Raw genomic sequence first — 17,087 nt, 5'->3', positions numbered from 1 at the left:
GCATCAATCTCAAGAATGTCTTGACCGAGTGGTAGAGCTACTTTATCGTCAGTCCGGTCAGTTGTTGTCTCACCGATCTCGAAGGGGCGATTCATGAGGCATCTGATCCGCAAGGCTGGTGCAGCGCTCGTGACCGGGCTGCTGCTCACCGGCACCGCCGTCGTGGGCCTGCCGGTCGCGCAGGCCGCCGACAACCCGTACGAACGTGGTCCCGATCCGACCGTGTCGAGCATCGAGGCTCGCCGTGGTTCGTTCGCCGTCTCGGACGTGAGCGTCTCGCGTCTGGCCGTCACCGGTTTCGGTGGCGGCACCATCTACTACCCGACCAGCACCGCCGAGGGCACGTTCGGGGCGGTGGCCGTCGCACCCGGCTACACGGCCAGCCAGTCGAGCATGGCCTGGCTCGGCCCGCGGCTCGCGTCGCAGGGGTTCGTCGTCTTCACCATCGACACGAACACCACCTCTGACCAGCCGTCCTCGCGCGGTGACCAGCTCCTGCGGGCACTGGACTACCTGACGACGCGCAGCGTGGTCAGCGGCCGGATCGACGCCGGCCGGCTGGCGGTCATGGGCCACTCGATGGGCGGCGGGGGATCGCTCGAGGCGGCCAAGGACCGGCCGTCGCTGCAGGCGGCGATCCCGCTCACGCCGTGGAACACGGACAAGACGTGGCCGGAGGTCAGCACGCCGACCTTGATCGTCGGCGCGGAGAACGACTCGGTCGCCTCGGTCCGCTCGCACGCGGAGCCGTTCTACCAGTCCCTCCCCAGCAGCACCGACAAGGCGTACCTGGAGCTGCGCGGCGCCAGCCACTTCGCGCCGAACACGGACAACACGACCATCGCCAAGTACAGCATCTCCTGGCTCAAGCGCTTCGTCGACGACGACCTGCGCTACGACCAGTTCCTGTGCCCGGCGCCGTCCACCAGCACGACGATCAGTGAGTACCGCAGCACCTGCCCGTACTAAGGGTCGGGCTCTGTCCCGTTGGTCGAGCTTGTCGAGACCTCACCAAGGTCTCGACAAGCTCGACCAGCGGAGGGCGGCTCGACCAGCGATGGCGGTTATGCCGGCCTCGGGAGCGTGAGGATCTCCGCCCCGTCCTCGGTGATCGCGATGGTGTGCTCGCTGTGCGCCGTCCGGCAGCCCGTCGCGCTACGGAGGGTCCAGCCGTCGGCGTCGGTGACCAGCTCGTCGGTGTCCGACATGACCCACGGCTCCAGCGCGAGCAGCAGCCCGGGCCGCAGCTTGTACCCGCGGCCGGGCCGTCCCGTGTTCGGGATGTGCGGGTCCTGGTGCATCGATGATCCGATGCCGTGGCCGCCGAACTCGACGTTGATCGGGTACCCCGCCGCGCTGAGGATCGTGCCGATGGCGTCGGAGATGTCACCGATGCGAGCCCCGGGGCGGGCGACCGCTATCCCGGCCCGCAGCGCACGTTCTGTCACGTCGATCATGGCGACGCTCTCGGCGGGCCTGGTGTCACCGACGATGAAGCTGATGGCGGAGTCCGCGGCGATGCCGTCCAGCGAGACGGCGAGGTCGAGGGTCAGCAGGTCGCCGTCGGCGAGCCGGTAGTCGTGCGGCATCCCGTGGAGGACGGCGTCGTTGACGGCCGTGCAGATGTAGTGGCCGAAGGGCCCGCGCCCGAACGACGGCGCGTAGTCGACGTAGCAGGACTGCGCACCGGCGTCGACGATCATCGCCTTGGTCCACCGGTCGACGTCCAGCAGGTTCGTGCCGACCACGCACCGCTCGCGCAACGTCTGCAGGATGGTGCCGACCAGGGTGCCCGCGCCCCTCGCCCGGACCAGCTCGGTGGGGTTCAAGATCTCGATCATGTGGTGCCCTTCGCACGTCTTCCAATAACTATCCCGGCCATACTATCCCGGTACTATGATCGGAAGCATGGTCAGGTTGCCGCTCACACCCGCGGAGGTCGAGCGCGGACAGCGTCTCGGCGCCCTTCTGCGTCGCGCCAGGGGCGAGCGTTCGATGCTCGAGGTCGCGCTCGACGCCCGCGTCTCGCCCGAGACCCTCCGGAAGATCGAGTCGGGGCGTGTCGCGACCCCCGCCTTCCCGACGGTCGCGGCGATCGCGGAGGTCCTCGGGCTCTCCCTCGACGCGGTGTGGGCAGAGATGAACCCGGCCGACGACGGCGTCGGTTCCGTCAGGGCCGGCCGTAACGCGCGCGAGTGGCTGGCCTCGTAGGGGCTCACGGCTCTCGCGGCGCCCACCGGGAGGGCGGGCGCCGCGAGAGACGTGGCGGGAAGTTCCCTCGGTTCAGCTCCGGGCGGCGTCGAGGATGACCCTGGTGACCGTGCCGGGCTGGGTCATCATGACGACGTGCGAGCTGTTGACCTGGACCGTGGTGGCCCCGGCGCGTTCGGCCATCGCCCGCTCGGCCTCGGGCGGGATGATCCGGTCCTGGTTCGCGACGACGTACCAGCTGGGGATCTCTTCCCAGGCGGGCGGGCCGGACGGGATCAGCAGGGCACCGAGGGCGCCCGGGCGCTGGCCGGCGGCCATGAAGCGGGCCTGGTCCCGGGGCAGGTCCTGGGCGAAGAGCCGGTGGAACCAGGCGGGGTCGATGTAGGCGTCGGCGTCGTTGGGCGGGGCCCCGGGGTAGGGGCGCACGACCAGGTGGTCGGTCACGACGGTGTGGCCACCGCCGAGCTGGTTGGCCGCGGCCACGCTCTCGCCCTCGGCGGGTGCGTAGGCGGCGACGTAGACGAGTGCCTTGACGTCGGGGTCGCCGGTCGCGGCATTGGTGATGACCGCGCCGCCGTAGGAGTGCCCGACGAGCACGAGCGGGCCGGGGACGGTCTCGAGGAACTGGCGCAGGTACTCGCCGTCGGACACGGGGCCGCGCAGCGGGTTGGAGAACGCCAGCACGGGATAGCCGCGGTCGGTGAGGCGGTCGGCGACCGCCTCCCAGCCGCTGGAGTCGGCGAACGCGCCGTGCACGAGCACGATGGTGGGCTTCGGGCCGGGGTCCGGATAGCTGCCCTGGGTGCCGCGCGTGGCGGCCGGCGAGGTCGAGCCGGCCACGGGCGAGAGGGCGAGCAGCGCTGTGGCGAGCGCGGCGATCAGTGCGGTGGGGCGGGTGACGCGTCTCCTGGTCATCAGGGGCCTCCTGTCGGGGTGGGGACACCACAGATCATCCGGAACCGGGTGGGTGAACTGGACCACGTGAACCGCGTAGTTCCTCACCGCCGGACCTACCGTGGAGCGCATGGGAAAAGCCGGAGCGCTCCTGGGCCGTGACGAAGAGCAGCACCGGCTGGCCGCGCTCCTCGGCGCAGCACGCAACGGACGCGGCGGCTCCCTGCTGGTCCTGGGCGAGCCGGGGATCGGCAAGACCTGTCTTCTGACCGATGCCGCACGGCGGACGGGTGTCGACGTGCTCCGGCTGGACGGGTACGAGTCGGAGTCGGCGATGCCGTTCGCCGCCGTCCAGCGACTCGCCACCGTGCTGCAGGGGCACTACCCGGTGCTTCCGGAACGTCAGCGGCAGGCCGTCCAGGTCGCGTCCGGTGTGGCCGACGGGCCCGCACCGGACCGGTTCCTGGTCGGCCTCGGCATGCTCGGCCTGCTGGCGGCGGCGGGCACCGCCAGGCCGTTGGTGTGCTTGATCGACGACGCCCACCTGATCGACTCCGAGAGCCTGGACGCCCTCGCGTTCGTGGCCCGCCGGATCGCCGTCGAGCACGTAGCGGTCGTGTTCGCGGCGCGGGACGAGGAGGGCTTCGCGGACCGGATCGGCGGTGTGCCACAGCTCGTCCTGACGGGTCTCGGGCTCGACGCCGCCGTCCGGCTGCTGAACCATTCGGCGACGACGCCGTTCGCGCCGTCCGCGGCCGCCGCCATCGCGCGGGCGACCGGCGGCAACCCGCCGGCGCTGATCGACCTGGCCGGTGACGCGCTGGTGCACGAGCTGCCCGACCTCGGGCTGGACGGGGCGCCCGTGCCGGTCGGTCAGCACCTCGAGGCGCACTACGTCCGCCGGGTACGGCAGTCCGACCCCGGGGTTCAGCCCTGGATGCTCCTGGCCGCCGCGGACTCGACGGGAAACGTCGACCTCCTGACGGCGGCGGCAGCGGACCTCGGCCTGCGGCCCGACGGCGGCGACCGGGCCGAGATCGCCGGCCTCGTGGAGCTGGAACCGGTAGTGCGGTTCCGGCATCCGCTGGTGCGGTCCGCGGTCTACAACGCCGCACCGGGCGCCGAGCGCCGCCGGGTGCACGGAGCCCTCGCGCGCGCCGCGGAGCAGCTCGGCCTGGTGCAGACCGAGGCCTGGCACGCGGCCCGCGCCGTCCTGGGAACGGATCCCGAGGTGGCCGACCGGCTGGCCCACTCCGCCGACCTCGCGGCTCGGCGTGGCGGCCTGGTCTCGCAGGCGACCATCCTGACCCGCGCGGCCGAGCTCAGCCCGCCGGGTCCGGCCCGCAGCGCCCGCCAGATCGGCGCGGCGGAGGCGGCCCTCGCGGCCGGGGCGGTCCACATCGCGCAGCAGCTCGTCGACCAGATCGACCCGGCCGCCGTCGATCCCGTCACGCGCGGCCGGACCGTCACCGTGCGCAGTGCGCTCGGGCTGTTCGTCGCCGACCCCGACGGGGTGCGCGGGTCGACCGCGGCGCACCTCCAGGCCGCGGACGAGTTCCACGGCCAGGACCCGACACGCGAACAGCGGGCTCTGCTCAACGCCTTCCAGGCGGTCTGCACCGCCGAACGCCTCATCCGGGGTACGAACCTGGACGCACTCGGACGACGGCTCGTCGCGGGTGCGGAGATGGCCGACGGTCCGGAATCCGTCGTCCTGAGCGGTCTCGGAGCACTGATCCTGGACCCGTACGAGCAGGCGGTCCTGCCCGCACGCGCGGCCCTGGAGGCGGTACTGGCGCTGCCCGACCACGAGATGATGCGGCTGGGCTCCGTCATGGCCGCCCTGGGGACGTTCCTCTGGGACGACGCGGCACGTTCGGCGGCCTTGGACCGCGCCGCCGGGGCCGCGCGCGACGCCGGGGCCCTGCAGCTCCTCGACTCGCTGCTGTGGATCATGGCCCTGTCCGAGCTGTGGGGCGGCACCCTGCGTCGGGCCGTCGCGCTCGACGAGCTGGTCCGTGAGGTGCGGCGGGCCATGGGCTACGACGCGGAGAACGTCCTGAACGCTGCGGTCATGGCCTGGGCCGGTGCGCCGCGCGAGGTGGTGACGGCGATCTCGGACGGCGCGGACGCGACCGGGTTCGGCGGGGTCAGCTCGGCCGGGCAAGCCTGCCTCGCGGTCGGCGAGCTCGCGGACGGGAGCTACCAGGAGGCCTACGAACGGTTGCACCCGCTCGTCCGGGACCCGTTCCTGCACAGCACGCCCACGTACTACCCCGACTACGTCGAGGCCGCCGCCCGCAGCGGGCACCAGGACGATGCCGAACGGGTCGCCACCCTGCTCGTACGGCTGGCCGCCGCGAACGGTTCCCCCTGGTGCCACGGGCTGGCCGAGCGTGCGCTGGCACTGGTCGGCGCGGAGGACGCCGTCGGCCCCGAGCCCCACTACGCAGCCTCGATCGATGCGCTGAGCAAGACCGGGGCCGAGATGGACCTGGCCAGGTCCCACCTCGTCTACGGCGAATGGCTCCGCCGGGCCCGACGACGCCGCGAGGCCGGCGAACAGCTCCGGCTCGCCCTGAGACACTTCCGGCACAGCGGCGCCGACCTGTTCGTTCCCCGGACGACGGCGGAGCTGGCGCCGCTCAGCGCCCCCGGCGACGTCGGCGACACGCCACGGCAGTTCGACCTGACCACGCAGGAGCACACGATCGCGCAGCTCGCCGCGGCCGGGCGAACCAACTCCGAGATCGCCGCGAACCTGTTCATCAGCCCGAACACCGTCGACTACCACCTGCGCAAGGTCTTCCAGAAGCTCGGCGTGTCCTCGCGGCGACAGCTCGCCGACCGCCTGACGCCGACGCCGCCTGAGGAAGGCATGTCGTAGGAGACCGACGGACTACGAGGTTCACGTGGTCCGGTCCGGTGAGCCCGGCGGCAAGGTCGAGGTGCCAGAACTCGACCGACACCGAGGAGGCCCACCATGCCCTACATCAGCACCGACGACGGTGCCCAGATCTTCTACAAGGACTGGGGAACCGACGGCACGCCAGTCCTGCTCAGTCACGGCTGGCCGCTGAACTCCGACGCCTGGGACGCCGCGGCGCTGTTCCTCGCCGAGCACGGCCACCGCGCCATCGCGCACGACCGGCGCGGGCACGGACGCTCCAGCCAGACCTGGGGCGGCAACGAGATGGACACCTACGCCGACGACCTCGCCTGCCTGATCGATGCCCTCGACCTGCGGGACCTGACCCTGGTCGGCCACTCCACCGGCGGCGGTGAGATCGTCAGGTACATCGGCCGGCACGGCACCAGCCGCGTGGCGAGGCTCGTGCTGGTCTCGGCTGTCCCGCCCCTGATGCTGCGGACCGATGACAACCCCGAGGGGCTGCCGATCGACGTGTTCGACGGGATCCGTGCGGGCGAGAAGGCGGACCGGTCCCAGCTGTACCGGGACCTGGCCGACGGACCGTTCTTCGGCCACAACCGGCGAGGGGACGTCGACCAGGGGTTCCGCGACGCGTTCTGGCTGCAGAGCATGGCGTCCGGTCATCGCGGCGCCTACGAGTGCATCGCCGCGTTCTCGGCGACCGACTTCCGTCCCGACCTCGCCAAGGTCGACGTCCCGACCCTGGTCATCCACGGCGACGACGACCAGATCGTGCCGTTCGACGTCGGTGGCAAGCGGTCCGCCGCGCTGGTCGACGGCGCGACGCTCACCGTCTATGAGGGCAGCAGCCACGCGCTGCCCGACACCGACCGCGACCGCCTCCACGCCGACCTGCTGGCGTTCGTCGACGCCTGACCGGCGTCGACCCCGTTCACCGACCGACCCGTCACCGCCGGACCCTTTCGCAGGAGGAGCACCCACCATGAACGCAGCACAGCCAGATACCGTCGTCCTGGTCCACGGACTGTGGATGACGCCCCGCAGCTGGGAGGGCTGGATCTCCCACTACGAGGCCAAGGGCCTCAAGGTCCTGGCCCCGGGCTACCCGGGGTTCGAGATCGAGGTCGAGGCACTGCGGGAGAACCCCGAGCTCATCGCCGACCTGACCGTCCCCGAGACCGTCGACCACCTTGCCGGCGTCATCGAGGCGCTGGACAGCCCGCCGATCATCATGGGGCACTCGTTCGGCGGCACGCTGACCCAGCTCCTGCTCGCCCGGGGACTCGGTGCCGCCGGCGTCGTCGTCGACTCCGCGCCGACCGAGGGTGTGCGGGTCAACCCGCTGTCCCAGGCGAGGTCCCTGTTCCCCGCGCTGAAGAACCCGGCCAACCGGCACCGCGCCGTCGGGTTCACGCCCGAGGAGTTCCACTACGCGTTCACGAACACCCTCTCGGCCGAGGAGTCCCGGCAGGTCTGGGAGCGCTACGCCATCGCAGCGCCGGGCCACTGGGTGTGGGAGTACGGCCTCTTCGCCAACTTCAAGCCCGGACCGCAGGAGACCTGGGTGGACTACGCCGCCGACCGGGCCCCGCTGCTGTTCATCGGTGGCAGCGAGGACCACATCATGCCGACGTCAGTGAACAAGGCCAACGCCAAGCACTACGACAAGTCGCCCGCGGTCACCGAGTACTACGAGTTCGAGGGCCGCGACCACTGGACCTGCGCCGCACCCGGCTGGGAGGCCGTCGCCGACCACGCCCTCACCTGGGCGCTGGAGCACGCGCCGGCGGGCGACCCCGTCGTCTGACCTGCGCCGACGTGCGGGACCGAGCCGGCCCACGGCCGGCTCGGTCCACCTCAGTCCACCAGCGCGCCGCCGGTCAGGTTCACCACCGTGCCGGTCATGGCCCCGGCGCGGTCCGAGGCCAGGAAGGCGGCGGTCTCCGCGACGTCGGCGAGCGTCGGCAGCCGCTTGAGCAGCGTCCCGTGCTGCATCGCGTCGTCCAGCATCTCCTCGATCGACTGACCGGCTGCCTCGGCGGACGGGGCGAAGACGTCCTTGGTGTAGGAGCCCGCGGCGATCGAGTCCACGACGGCGTGCGGCCGGATGGTCAGGACGCGGATGTTGCCGGGGGCCAGCTCCGCGGCGAGCACCCGCGAGAACGCCTCCTTGCCGGCGGCGCTCACGCCGTGGCCGAGGATGCCCTCGACCGCCAGCTTCGCACCGGGCTCCGACAGGTTCAGGATGACGCCGGGGCGCTCGCCGCCCATGTGCCGCGCCACGGCCTTGCTCGTGATGAAGAGTGTCCGCAGAGACCCGTCGATCGGCCGCAGGAACTCCTCCAGCGAGAGGTCCGCGAGCGGCGTCCCCTGGACATGCATGACACCCACGGCATTGAGCGCGACGTCGATGTGGCCGGCCGTCGCGGCGACGGCGTCGGCGTGGCGCTCGACCGCCTCCTGGTCCGCGGCGTCGACCAGCGCCGTCTCGACCTTTCCGCCCGCGGCGGTGATGTCGCGCGCCACCGCGTCGAGCTTCGCCTGCGTCCGTCCGGCGATGAACACCCGCGCACCCTCCCGCGCGAACACCCGCGCGACGGCGCCGCCGATGGCACCCCCGCCGCCGTAGATCACGGCGTTCTTGTTCTCCAGCAGCAGTCCGCTCATGGCTGTTCTCCAGGTGTGTCGTGGTGGCCGGCTCAGGTACGACGGCGGGCGGTGGGAAAACTCATCGCGGGGCTTCCGGGCGGGAGCCGGGTATTCCGTTGCCAGACGAGGTCAGGGCCCGTGAGGCTGTGCGTCGATGATGCCGCTGACCGAGATCGACCGTCTGAAGCGAACAGTCACCTCCGTGTGGGAGAGCCCGGTCGCCGACCAGGTCGCCGCCGCCTGGGGGTACCCGGCGGGGACCGCGAAGTGGTGGCGCTCCAGCGCCTCCCACGTGTTCGTCCTGCCCGACCCGCGAGGGAAGCGATACCTGCGGTTCGTGCCCGACACCTACCGGGCCGCCGGTGCGGTAGTGCCGGTGAGCGTGCTCATGCACCGGCTCGCCGCGAGCGGTGCGGCAGTTGTGAGCCCTGTTCCCACCGAGACGGGCAGCCTGACGGCGACCGTGCCGACGGCGCTGGGCACCATGCACGCGATGGTGGTCGAGGCCGCGGCGGGACACGAGATCGACGCGGAAGACCTCACGGACGACCTGGCGCGCGAGTGGGGCCGGGCCCTGGCGCTGCTGCACGACGGCGCGGCCAGCCTCGAAGTCGACCTCCCGGACGCCTTTTCCGAGCTGGCCGAGATCCCTGACCGGTTCACCGAGGACCCCGCGCTCGTGGAGGCCACCGCCCGCCTGGCCGACCGCCTCGCGCACCTGCCGCGGGACCCATCGCGGTTCGGGGCGGTGCACGGCGACTTCGAGCTGGACAACCTGGCCTGGGACGCGGGCCGGGCGACCGCCTTCGACTTCGACGAGGCCGCGCAGTCCTGGTATACCGCCGATATCGCCTACGCCCTGCGCGACCTGACCGGTCCCGACGGGGAGCCGGACGCCACGCGCCGGCACCTCGTCGACGGGTTCGTCGCCGGGTACCGCGGCGTGCGGGCGCTCGAGGAGGCCGACCTGGCGAACCTGCGGCTGTTCGCCGGCGCGCACGCGGCCTGCTCGGCGGTCCGCATCGCCCGTGCCCTCGACTCGTCCGGAGCCGACGAGCCCGAGTGGAGAGCGGAGCTCCGCGCCGACCTGACTGCCATGGCACGGGCACAGCGAGACCTCGCGGTCGCCGTCGCCGAGCGGGGCTAGCCCTCGAACGTAGGGCTGGTCGCTCCACGAGCACTCAGGGAGCGACTGGCCCTACGTTCGGAGCCGCGCCGCGCGCGGAGAGCGACCAGCCCTTTTCGGGGCATACGTTCCACCGTTACGGAACCGTGATTTCCAATGCTTGACCGGACCGAGGCATGCCCCCTACCCTCATGTTCACGTTAACTTGTTATCGTTAACATCGGGCAACGATGCCCGGCGGCCTTCAACGGAGAGTGGCGCATGACAGAGATTCCGGTCGTCGAACCGGCTGAACGGCGATGGCTATGGCAGTCACGCTGACGAGGCCGGTCGTCCCGTCCGAGACGCTGACGGTGAAGAAACCGAAGTCGCTGCTGAGAAGCATCGCCCGCAACAAGGTGCTGCTCCTCATGTGCCTTCCGGCGATCGTGTTCTTCATCGTCTTCAGCTACGGTCCGCTCCCGGGTGTGTGGATCGCATTCACGAGCTTCAACTACCGGGACGGGATCTTCGGCAGCGAGTTCGTGGGGATGCGGAACTTCGAGTTCCTCATCCAGTCCGGGCAGCTGTGGCAGCTCACGCGGAACACGCTGCTCTACAACCTGGCCTTCATCATCCTGGGCAACATCCTGCAGATCGCGCTGGCGATCATGCTGAACGAGATCAGGTCGAAGTACTTCAAGAAGATCAGCCAGGCGATCATGTTCCTGCCGTACTTCATCTCGGTGGTCCTGGTCGGCGTCATCGCGTTCAACCTGCTCAACTTCGACACCGGCGCGATCAACGCGCTGATCGAGCAGACGGGCGGCGACCCGATCAAGATCTACAGCACGGCGGGCCTGTGGCCGATCATCATCATCCTGTTCCAGCTCTGGCAGAGCACCGGGTACGGATCGATCGTCTACTTCGCGGCGATCATGAGCATCGACAACTCGTTGTTCGAGGCCGCGGCCATCGACGGAGCGTCGGCCTGGCAGCGCATCCGGTACATCATCCTGCCGAGCCTGAAACCCACGTTCATCATCCTTCTGCTGTTCTCGCTCGGCGGGATCATGCACGGCAACTTCGGGCTGTTCTGGAACCTGGTGGGCAACAACGCCGCGCTGTTCTCCACCACCGACATCATCGAGACGTCCGTCTACCGCATGATCCTGTCGCAGAACAACTTCACCTCGTCGACGGCCGTGGGGCTCTACCAGTCCCTCTTCGGGTTCGCCCTCGTGATGCTGGCCAACTGGATCGTCCGAAGGATCAACAAGGACTATGCGCTGTTCTAACCTGCGCCGTTCTGACAGAGAGGGGGCGTGATGAGTCACGTCGTCGCAGTGAAGCGGCCGAGGAAGGTCAGGCTCGACAAGAGCGACTACATGCTGCGGGGTATCTCCTACCTCACGGTCACGCTCTTCACCTTGTTCTGTGCGCTGCCCTTCATCATGATCGTCTCCGCCTCCTTCTCCAGCGAGGGCGCGATCATGAGAGAAGGATTCGGGCTGCTGCCCAAGGAGTTCACGCTCGACGCCTACGAGTACATCTTCCGGGCACCCCGGCAGATCATCGGCTCGTACGTCGTGACCATCCTGATGACGGTGTGCGGTACCGCGCTCGGGCTGTTCATCATCGCGATGACCGGGTACGCCCTGCAGCGGCGGGACTTCCCGTTCCGGAACTGGATCTCGTTCTTCATCTACTTCACCACCCTCTTCTCCGCGGGCCTGGCGCCGACCTACCTCTGGGTGGCGCGTGATCTCGGCCTCAAGGGAAGCTATCTGGCGGTATTCCTCCAGCTCCTGATGACTCCGTGGCTCATCATCCTGATGAAGAACTTCGCGCGTTCCATGCCCTACGAGATCATCGAGTCCGGAAAGGTCGACGGCGCGGGAGACTTCCGGATCTTCCTGCAGCTCGCGCTCCCGATGATGAAGCCGGCGTTGGCCACTCTCGGCCTGTTCCTGGCCCTGGGCTACTGGAACGAGTGGTACCTCTCCTCGCTGTATCTGGGCAGCACCGTGGAGTTCAAACCGCTCCAGTACCAGCTGTACAACATCATCAACACCGCGAACGCGCTCAGAAACTCGGTGGCCGGCTCGAACGTGAGCATCACCGAGCTGCCGAGCAACACGCTGAAGATGGCGAGCGCCGTCGTCGCCACCGGGCCGATCGTGCTCCTGTACCCCTTCGTCCAGAAGTATTTCGTCTCCGGAATCACTGTCGGAGCCGTGAAGGGCTGATGCCCACTTTCATGACCGTCTGAAAATCCGCAAGAACATCGGCAGTACGAATCACGATTCGAGGGAGTCTCAACGATGAGAAAGTCTTTCGCGAGGGTCGGGGCGGCAACGCTCGCCCTGGCCATGAGCACCGCAACGCTGGCCGCCTGCGGTCCGGGTGGTGGGTCCGACTCCGGTGAACCGACCGAGATCACCATGCTGGTCCTGGGTGACAAGCCGGAGAACGGCCGCCTGGAGGCGATGCTGGAGGAGCTGAACCCGCACCTGATCGAGGAGGCGAACGCCACGCTGGACTTCTACTACGTGGAGTGGGCCGACTGGCAGACGCAGTACAACACCCAGCTCCTCTCGGGTGACGACAGCATCGACCTGATCACCACCGCCACGGACTGGCTGTTCGCCTGGGAGAACGCGGAGAAGGGCGCCTTCCTGCCGCTCTCCGAGGAGATGCTCCAGGAGCACGCCCCGCGCACCTGGGAGCAGGTCGAGGCGAACGGGAACTGGGACAAGGCGACGCTCGACGGGGAGATCTACTTCATCCCCGAGGACAACTTCACGCAGTGGACCAACCACGGGTTCTTCTACCGCGGCGACTGGGCGAAGGAGGCGGGCTTCGAGGACGGCACGATCACGAAGTTCGAGGACTTCACCACGTACTTCGAGTGGGTCAAGGAGAACAAGAAGGACGCCTACCCGTGGGACGTCGCGGGGGCCAACGACCACGCGCTGACCGGCTATCTCCAGGGACACACCGACGGCCAGACGATCCAGCAGATCACCGCGGGCAACTACTGGCCGTTCCAGACCACCGAGGCGGACCCCAACACGGTGACCTCCTGGTACATGGAGGGCGACGAGCTGCTGGAGGCCGCCGAGCTGGCCAAGGAGTGGAACGAGATCGGTGTGTGGCGCGAGGACGCGCTGAACTACGACGGCGTGACGCGTGAGCTGATGTACGCGGGTCTCTCCGGCGCCGACCAGCACCACGCGCAGACCTACATCGGCGCGATCGTCGACAACATGAACAAGAAGCAGCCCGGGTCCGACCCGAAGTTCTTCTACTGGGGTCAGGAGAACGGGAACTTCTTCCGGGACATCCCCACGCACGGGGCCATGGCGGTGAACGCCACCTCGGGCAACCCCGAGAAGGCGCTGGAGGTCTACGACGTCCTGCGCAACGACGAGCAGGCCTACAAGCTCCTCAACTTCGGTATCGAGGGCACCGACTACGTCATGACCGACGACGGCAAGCTGGACCGGCCCGAGGGCTGGGACGAGACCACCGACGCCCTCGGGTCGAACTTCTGGGGCGGCCGGATGGACGAGTTCGAGCCGGACCGCGTGACGGACGCGCCGAACAAGCAGGAGATCTACGACGGGCTCGACGCGGCGGCGAAGGACTACCCCTACTCGACCCTCGTCGTGGACAAGAACGCGATCGATCCCTACCTGGCGGCCATGGGCGGCGTGCTCTCCGAGTACATCCCGCAGCTCCAGTACGGCAAGTTCGACGACCCGGCCGCGGCCATCGCGGACATGCGTGCCGAGCTGGAGGCCGCGGGCTACGAGGACGCGCGGACCGCTGTCCAGGCTGACCTGGACACCTGGGCGGAGACCCAGGGCTAAGGCTCTCTCGGTGGTCGAGCTTGTCGAGACCCAGGTCTCGACAAGCTCGACCACCGGCAGCCGTACCACCGGCCACATCAAGAGACAGGGCGATCGTGAGCAAGATCTTCCACCCGGACTCACCGCTCCTGCGGTTCCTGGACAAGGTCGCGGACGTGATGATCCTCAACCTCGTGTTCGTCGCGACGGCGATCCCGGTGGTCACGCTCGGTGCCGCGCTGACCGCCCTGAACTACACCGCCATGAAGATCGTGTCCGGCGCGAGCACGTCGGTGGTGGGCGACTACCTCAGGTCGTTCCGGACGAACTTCAAGCAGGCGACGCTCCTGGGACTGGCCGTCGTCGGCCTCGCCCTGGTCCTGGCGGCCTGGTACGTCGTCCTCGACAACCTCGACGTCCCCGTCATCGTGCGGATCGTCCTCCTGGTGGTGTTCTACCTCGTCGCGTTCCGGTTCGTGCTGGCGACGCTGTACGTCTTCCCGTACAACGCGACGTTCGAGAACACCGTCCTGGAGGTGCTGAACAACTCGCGCCTGATGTCGCTGCGGCACCTCTTCGGGTCCCTGGCCATCGCCGCGGTCACCGCGCTCCCCGTCGTCGTCACGGTCTTCTACCCGAGGGTGGTGGTGTACGGGCTGCTCTGGTTCCTCCTCGGGTTCGCGGGGATCGCCGTCGTGAACGCGGTCCTGTTCACGAGGATCTTCCGCACGTACATCACCGAACCCAGCACCGAACCCAGCACCGAGCCCACCCCAGAACCCGCCGAGAGCGAAGGTACGAGATGACGACGCAGACGGACGCCACCGTAGGGCTGCGCCCCTCCGGGCTCGTGCTCGACGGCGCCGAGCAGGTGCACCTGTGCGCCTCGCTGTTCTACTTCAGGGTGCCGCGCGAGGCCTGGGCGGACCGCCTGGCCCAGGTGGCGGCGTCCGGCTACACGCTCGTGGACGTCTACGTCCCGTGGAACTTCCACGAGACCGCACCGGGCCGGTGGGACTTCACCGGGCGGCGCGACGTCGGCGAGTTCCTCGACCTGGCCCGCGACGCCGGGCTCGGTGTCGTCGCGCGGCCCGGCCCGTACATCTGCTCCGAGTGGGACGGCGGCGCGCTGCCCGCGTGGCTGACCCTCGAGGACGGCCTGGCCCTGCGGCAGGCCGAGCCGCGCTACCTGCGGCACGTCGAGGCCTGGTTCGACCAGGTGATGCCGCTGCTCGCGGCGCGGCAGCGCGACCGGGGCGGCGCCGTCGTCGCCGTCCAGGTGGAGAACGAGCTCGACTTCTTCGACTCCGCCGACCGGCCCGCGTACATGGCCCGGCTGCACGACCTGACGCGCGGCCACGGCATCACGGTGCCCGTCGTGGCCTGCGCCGGGCAGGGCGACCTCGCGGGAGCCACCGGGGGAGCAGCGGGCATCACCCCCGCGTTCAACTTCTACCCCGACGACCTGTCGCCGTTCGTCGAGGCCGAGGTGCGGCAGTATGCCGACCTCGTCGCCGGCCGCGGTGAGCCGCTGCTGGTCATGGAGACCAACCGCCGGCACGCGACGCTGCGCAGGCTGCTGGTCAGCGGCGCGAAGGTCATCGCGCCCTATCTCCAGGCCTCGGGATTCGACTTCGGCTACACGCCCTCGGTGGGCAACTGGGGCGACCCGGGTGGGTTCATGTCCCACGACTACGACTTCGGTGGGTACCTCGACCCGGTCGGTGCCCCGCGCCCCGAGATGGCCGAGGCCCGCGTCCTCGCGCGCGTGCTGCGCACCCTCGGGCCCGCGCTCGCGCGGTCGACCACCGCGTCCGCCGACGGCGCCTTCCGGGTCGACGTCTCCACCAGCGCCTCGCCCTCCCGGCTGGTGCTCGACGGCGGGGGCGAGCTGATCGGCATCCCGAACCTGACCGACGACGCCGGGACCGCCGCGTTCCCCGCATGGTTCGGCGGACCCGAGGTGGCCGTGCCGCTGCCCGCTGCGTCCTGCCTGCTGGTGCTGCGGGACCTGCCGCTGGACCGGTTCGGGCTGCCCGGGGCCCTGCGCCTGGCGACCGCCGACCTCGTGGGCGTCGGACCGGACGGGATAGAGCTGGCGACGGCCGGCGCGAGCGTCGTCGTGCTGGAGGTCCCGGGAGGGCGGCCGGTGCTGGTCGAGCTCGACGCACCCGCGCCCGGTGCCCCGGTCCGCGCACGGATCGAGGCAGGGGTCGACGGCGTGGTGTGGGCGGTCGTCGTCCGCCATCCCACAGAGGTGGACGCGGACGTGGACGCGCCGTCGGACGGCGGTGTCGCCGCGGGCGACGCACCCGCCGAGCACCCGCCGCTCACGGCCCTGACCGGGCTCGACCTCGCCGCCCGCACCGGACGCACCACGCGGCACGACGTGCCGCCGTCGTCGGAGGCGGTGGGGGTGCACCGCGGGCGCACGCACTACTCGACAGTCCTCGACGGGGCGGACGAGCTGCTGGTCGAGGGCGCGTCGGACATCGTCGACCTCGCGCTCGACGGGGCCGCGCTCCCCACGATCGCGGGCTTCGGGGCCACCTTCCTGCTGCCGGTGGCCGGGGCGGGACGCCTCGACGCGACGGTCGAGACCTGGGGGCACGCGAACTTCGACGACGTCCGCCTCCCGGCGCTGCGCCTGGGGTCGCTGCGCGGGCTCGGCAGGGTGTGGTCGGTCGTCAGCCGGTCCGACGTGTCCGCGCTGTGGCGCGTGAGCGCGGCGGGTGGGGCGGGCGCCGCGGGCGGCTGGCCGGGCGAGCCGGCACCGCTGCGGACGCTCGGCGGCTGGAGCAGCACCCGCGTCGGGGAGCCGGTCACCTACTCGCGCGGCCTCGCCATGGATGACGACGCAGGCGACGCGCACCACCACGCGTTGCGCCTGGCCGGGGTAGCGGGGTCGGTCCAGGTGAGCGTGGACGGCGTCGCGTACACCGTGACCGAGGACGACCCCTGGCTGCACCTGGCGCCCGGTGCGGGGCGTGCGGTCGCGATCACCGTGCCGCACCGGCCGGGATCCGGCCTGGCCGCCGAGCTGCTCCGCCTGGAGCCGGTCAGCGGCTGGGACGTGGAGGCTCAGCCCGACGAGGCGATCCTCGACCTGTCACGTGCCGCCGCCGCGGGGGAGGCCGTCGCCCTGCCGCTGGAGCTCGCGCCCGGCGAGGAGCGCTGGTTCGAGGCGGCGGTGCCGCCCGGCGGGCTCTCGCTCGGGTTCGACGGCGCCCAGGTGCGCGTCAGCGCGTTCGCCGGCGGGGAGCTGCTGGGCCGGGTCTGGCTCGACGACCCCGCACGGCCACGCTTCACGGGCGGCGACGCCGGCCGGCTGTGGCTGCCGGCCGCGTGGAACGACGGGACCGTCCGGCTCCTGGTCCGCGCCACGCGCGGGGCCGAGACGCCGACGCTCGGGGGAGTGCGCCTCACCGCTACCCCGGGCTGAGCCGGACCACGCAAGGCCGCGGAGACAAGTTCGGATGCG

14 protein-coding genes are annotated in these 17,087 nt (G+C 70.2%); 11 read left to right on the top strand and 3 right to left on the bottom strand.

Annotation, left to right across the window (positions count from 1 at the left end; genetic code table 11):
* The first annotated feature begins 93 nt into the window (after positions 1-93).
* Positions 94-969 carry a serine aminopeptidase domain-containing protein gene (locus ACNYC2_RS20430; protein ID WP_419703552.1) on the top strand — a complete coding sequence of 292 codons (876 nt, stop codon included), beginning with the start codon at positions 94-96 and terminating at the stop codon, positions 967-969.
* Between the two features lie 95 nt (positions 970-1,064).
* Here the strand turns inward: ACNYC2_RS20430 and map are convergent, their stop codons facing one another.
* Positions 1,065-1,841 carry a type I methionyl aminopeptidase gene (map, locus tag ACNYC2_RS20425; protein WP_419703551.1) on the bottom strand — a complete coding sequence of 259 codons (777 nt, stop codon included), beginning with the start codon at positions 1,839-1,841 and terminating at the stop codon, positions 1,065-1,067.
* Between the two features lie 67 nt (positions 1,842-1,908).
* On the opposite strand from map, the gene ACNYC2_RS20420 reads away from it, so the two are divergent.
* Positions 1,909-2,211: a helix-turn-helix transcriptional regulator gene (locus ACNYC2_RS20420; protein WP_377225659.1), complete on the top strand. Its 303-nt coding sequence runs from the start codon at positions 1,909-1,911 to the stop codon at positions 2,209-2,211.
* Positions 2,212-2,283: 72 nt separating this feature from the next.
* Here ACNYC2_RS20420 and ACNYC2_RS20415 read toward each other — a convergent pair whose 3' ends face one another.
* Complete coding sequence (locus tag ACNYC2_RS20415) at positions 2,284-3,126, bottom strand: alpha/beta fold hydrolase (protein WP_419703550.1); 843 nt, start codon at positions 3,124-3,126, stop codon at positions 2,284-2,286.
* 109 nt (positions 3,127-3,235) lie between these two features.
* Between ACNYC2_RS20415 and ACNYC2_RS20410 the strand changes: the two genes are divergently transcribed.
* The 3 genes from ACNYC2_RS20410 (at position 3,236) to ACNYC2_RS20400 (ending at position 7,805) form a co-directional block, all read left to right on the top strand.
* On the top strand, positions 3,236-5,992 hold the full coding sequence (locus tag ACNYC2_RS20410) for an AAA family ATPase (protein ID WP_419703549.1): 2,757 nt from the start codon (positions 3,236-3,238) through the stop codon (positions 5,990-5,992).
* A 96-nt stretch (positions 5,993-6,088) separates the two neighbouring features.
* A complete protein-coding gene (locus ACNYC2_RS20405; protein ID WP_419703548.1) occupies positions 6,089-6,913 on the top strand; it encodes an alpha/beta fold hydrolase in 825 nt (274 codons plus the stop codon).
* A gap of 67 nt (positions 6,914-6,980) precedes the next feature.
* Positions 6,981-7,805, top strand: coding sequence for an alpha/beta hydrolase (locus tag ACNYC2_RS20400; RefSeq protein ID WP_419703547.1), 825 nt, complete (start codon positions 6,981-6,983; stop codon positions 7,803-7,805).
* Positions 7,806-7,855: 50 nt separating this feature from the next.
* Here the strand turns inward: ACNYC2_RS20400 and ACNYC2_RS20395 are convergent, their stop codons facing one another.
* Positions 7,856-8,665 (bottom strand): SDR family NAD(P)-dependent oxidoreductase, encoded by an 810-nt coding sequence (locus ACNYC2_RS20395; protein WP_419703546.1) that lies wholly within the window; start codon positions 8,663-8,665, stop codon positions 7,856-7,858.
* 136 nt (positions 8,666-8,801) lie between these two features.
* Here ACNYC2_RS20395 and ACNYC2_RS20390 point away from each other — a divergent pair, with 136 nt between their 5' ends.
* The 6 genes from ACNYC2_RS20390 (at position 8,802) to ACNYC2_RS20365 (ending at position 17,048) form a co-directional block, all read left to right on the top strand.
* Positions 8,802-9,794, top strand: a complete 993-nt coding sequence (locus tag ACNYC2_RS20390; protein ID WP_419703545.1) for a phosphotransferase enzyme family protein — start codon at positions 8,802-8,804, stop codon at positions 9,792-9,794.
* Positions 9,795-10,078: 284 nt separating this feature from the next.
* A complete protein-coding gene (locus ACNYC2_RS20385; RefSeq protein ID WP_419703544.1) occupies positions 10,079-11,050 on the top strand; it encodes an ABC transporter permease in 972 nt (323 codons plus the stop codon).
* Positions 11,051-11,080: 30 nt separating this feature from the next.
* A complete protein-coding gene (locus ACNYC2_RS20380; RefSeq protein ID WP_419703543.1) occupies positions 11,081-12,001 on the top strand; it encodes a carbohydrate ABC transporter permease in 921 nt (306 codons plus the stop codon).
* A gap of 75 nt (positions 12,002-12,076) precedes the next feature.
* Positions 12,077-13,627: an extracellular solute-binding protein gene (locus ACNYC2_RS20375; protein ID WP_419703542.1), complete on the top strand. Its 1,551-nt coding sequence runs from the start codon at positions 12,077-12,079 to the stop codon at positions 13,625-13,627.
* A gap of 95 nt (positions 13,628-13,722) precedes the next feature.
* On the top strand, positions 13,723-14,412 hold the full coding sequence (locus tag ACNYC2_RS20370; protein WP_419703541.1) for a YesL family protein: 690 nt from the start codon (positions 13,723-13,725) through the stop codon (positions 14,410-14,412).
* A complete protein-coding gene (locus tag ACNYC2_RS20365) occupies positions 14,409-17,048 on the top strand; it encodes a beta-galactosidase (protein WP_419703540.1) in 2,640 nt (879 codons plus the stop codon). The genes ACNYC2_RS20370 and ACNYC2_RS20365 overlap by 4 nt, the downstream gene beginning before the upstream one ends.
* Positions 17,049-17,087 lie beyond the last annotated feature (39 nt).

The organism is Promicromonospora sp. NFX87, assembly GCF_048564965.1.
Lineage (GTDB): Bacteria > Actinomycetota > Actinomycetes > Actinomycetales > Cellulomonadaceae > Promicromonospora.
The sequence above is the reverse complement of the archived record's forward strand: the minus strand, read 5'-3'. Positions and strand labels throughout refer to the sequence as shown.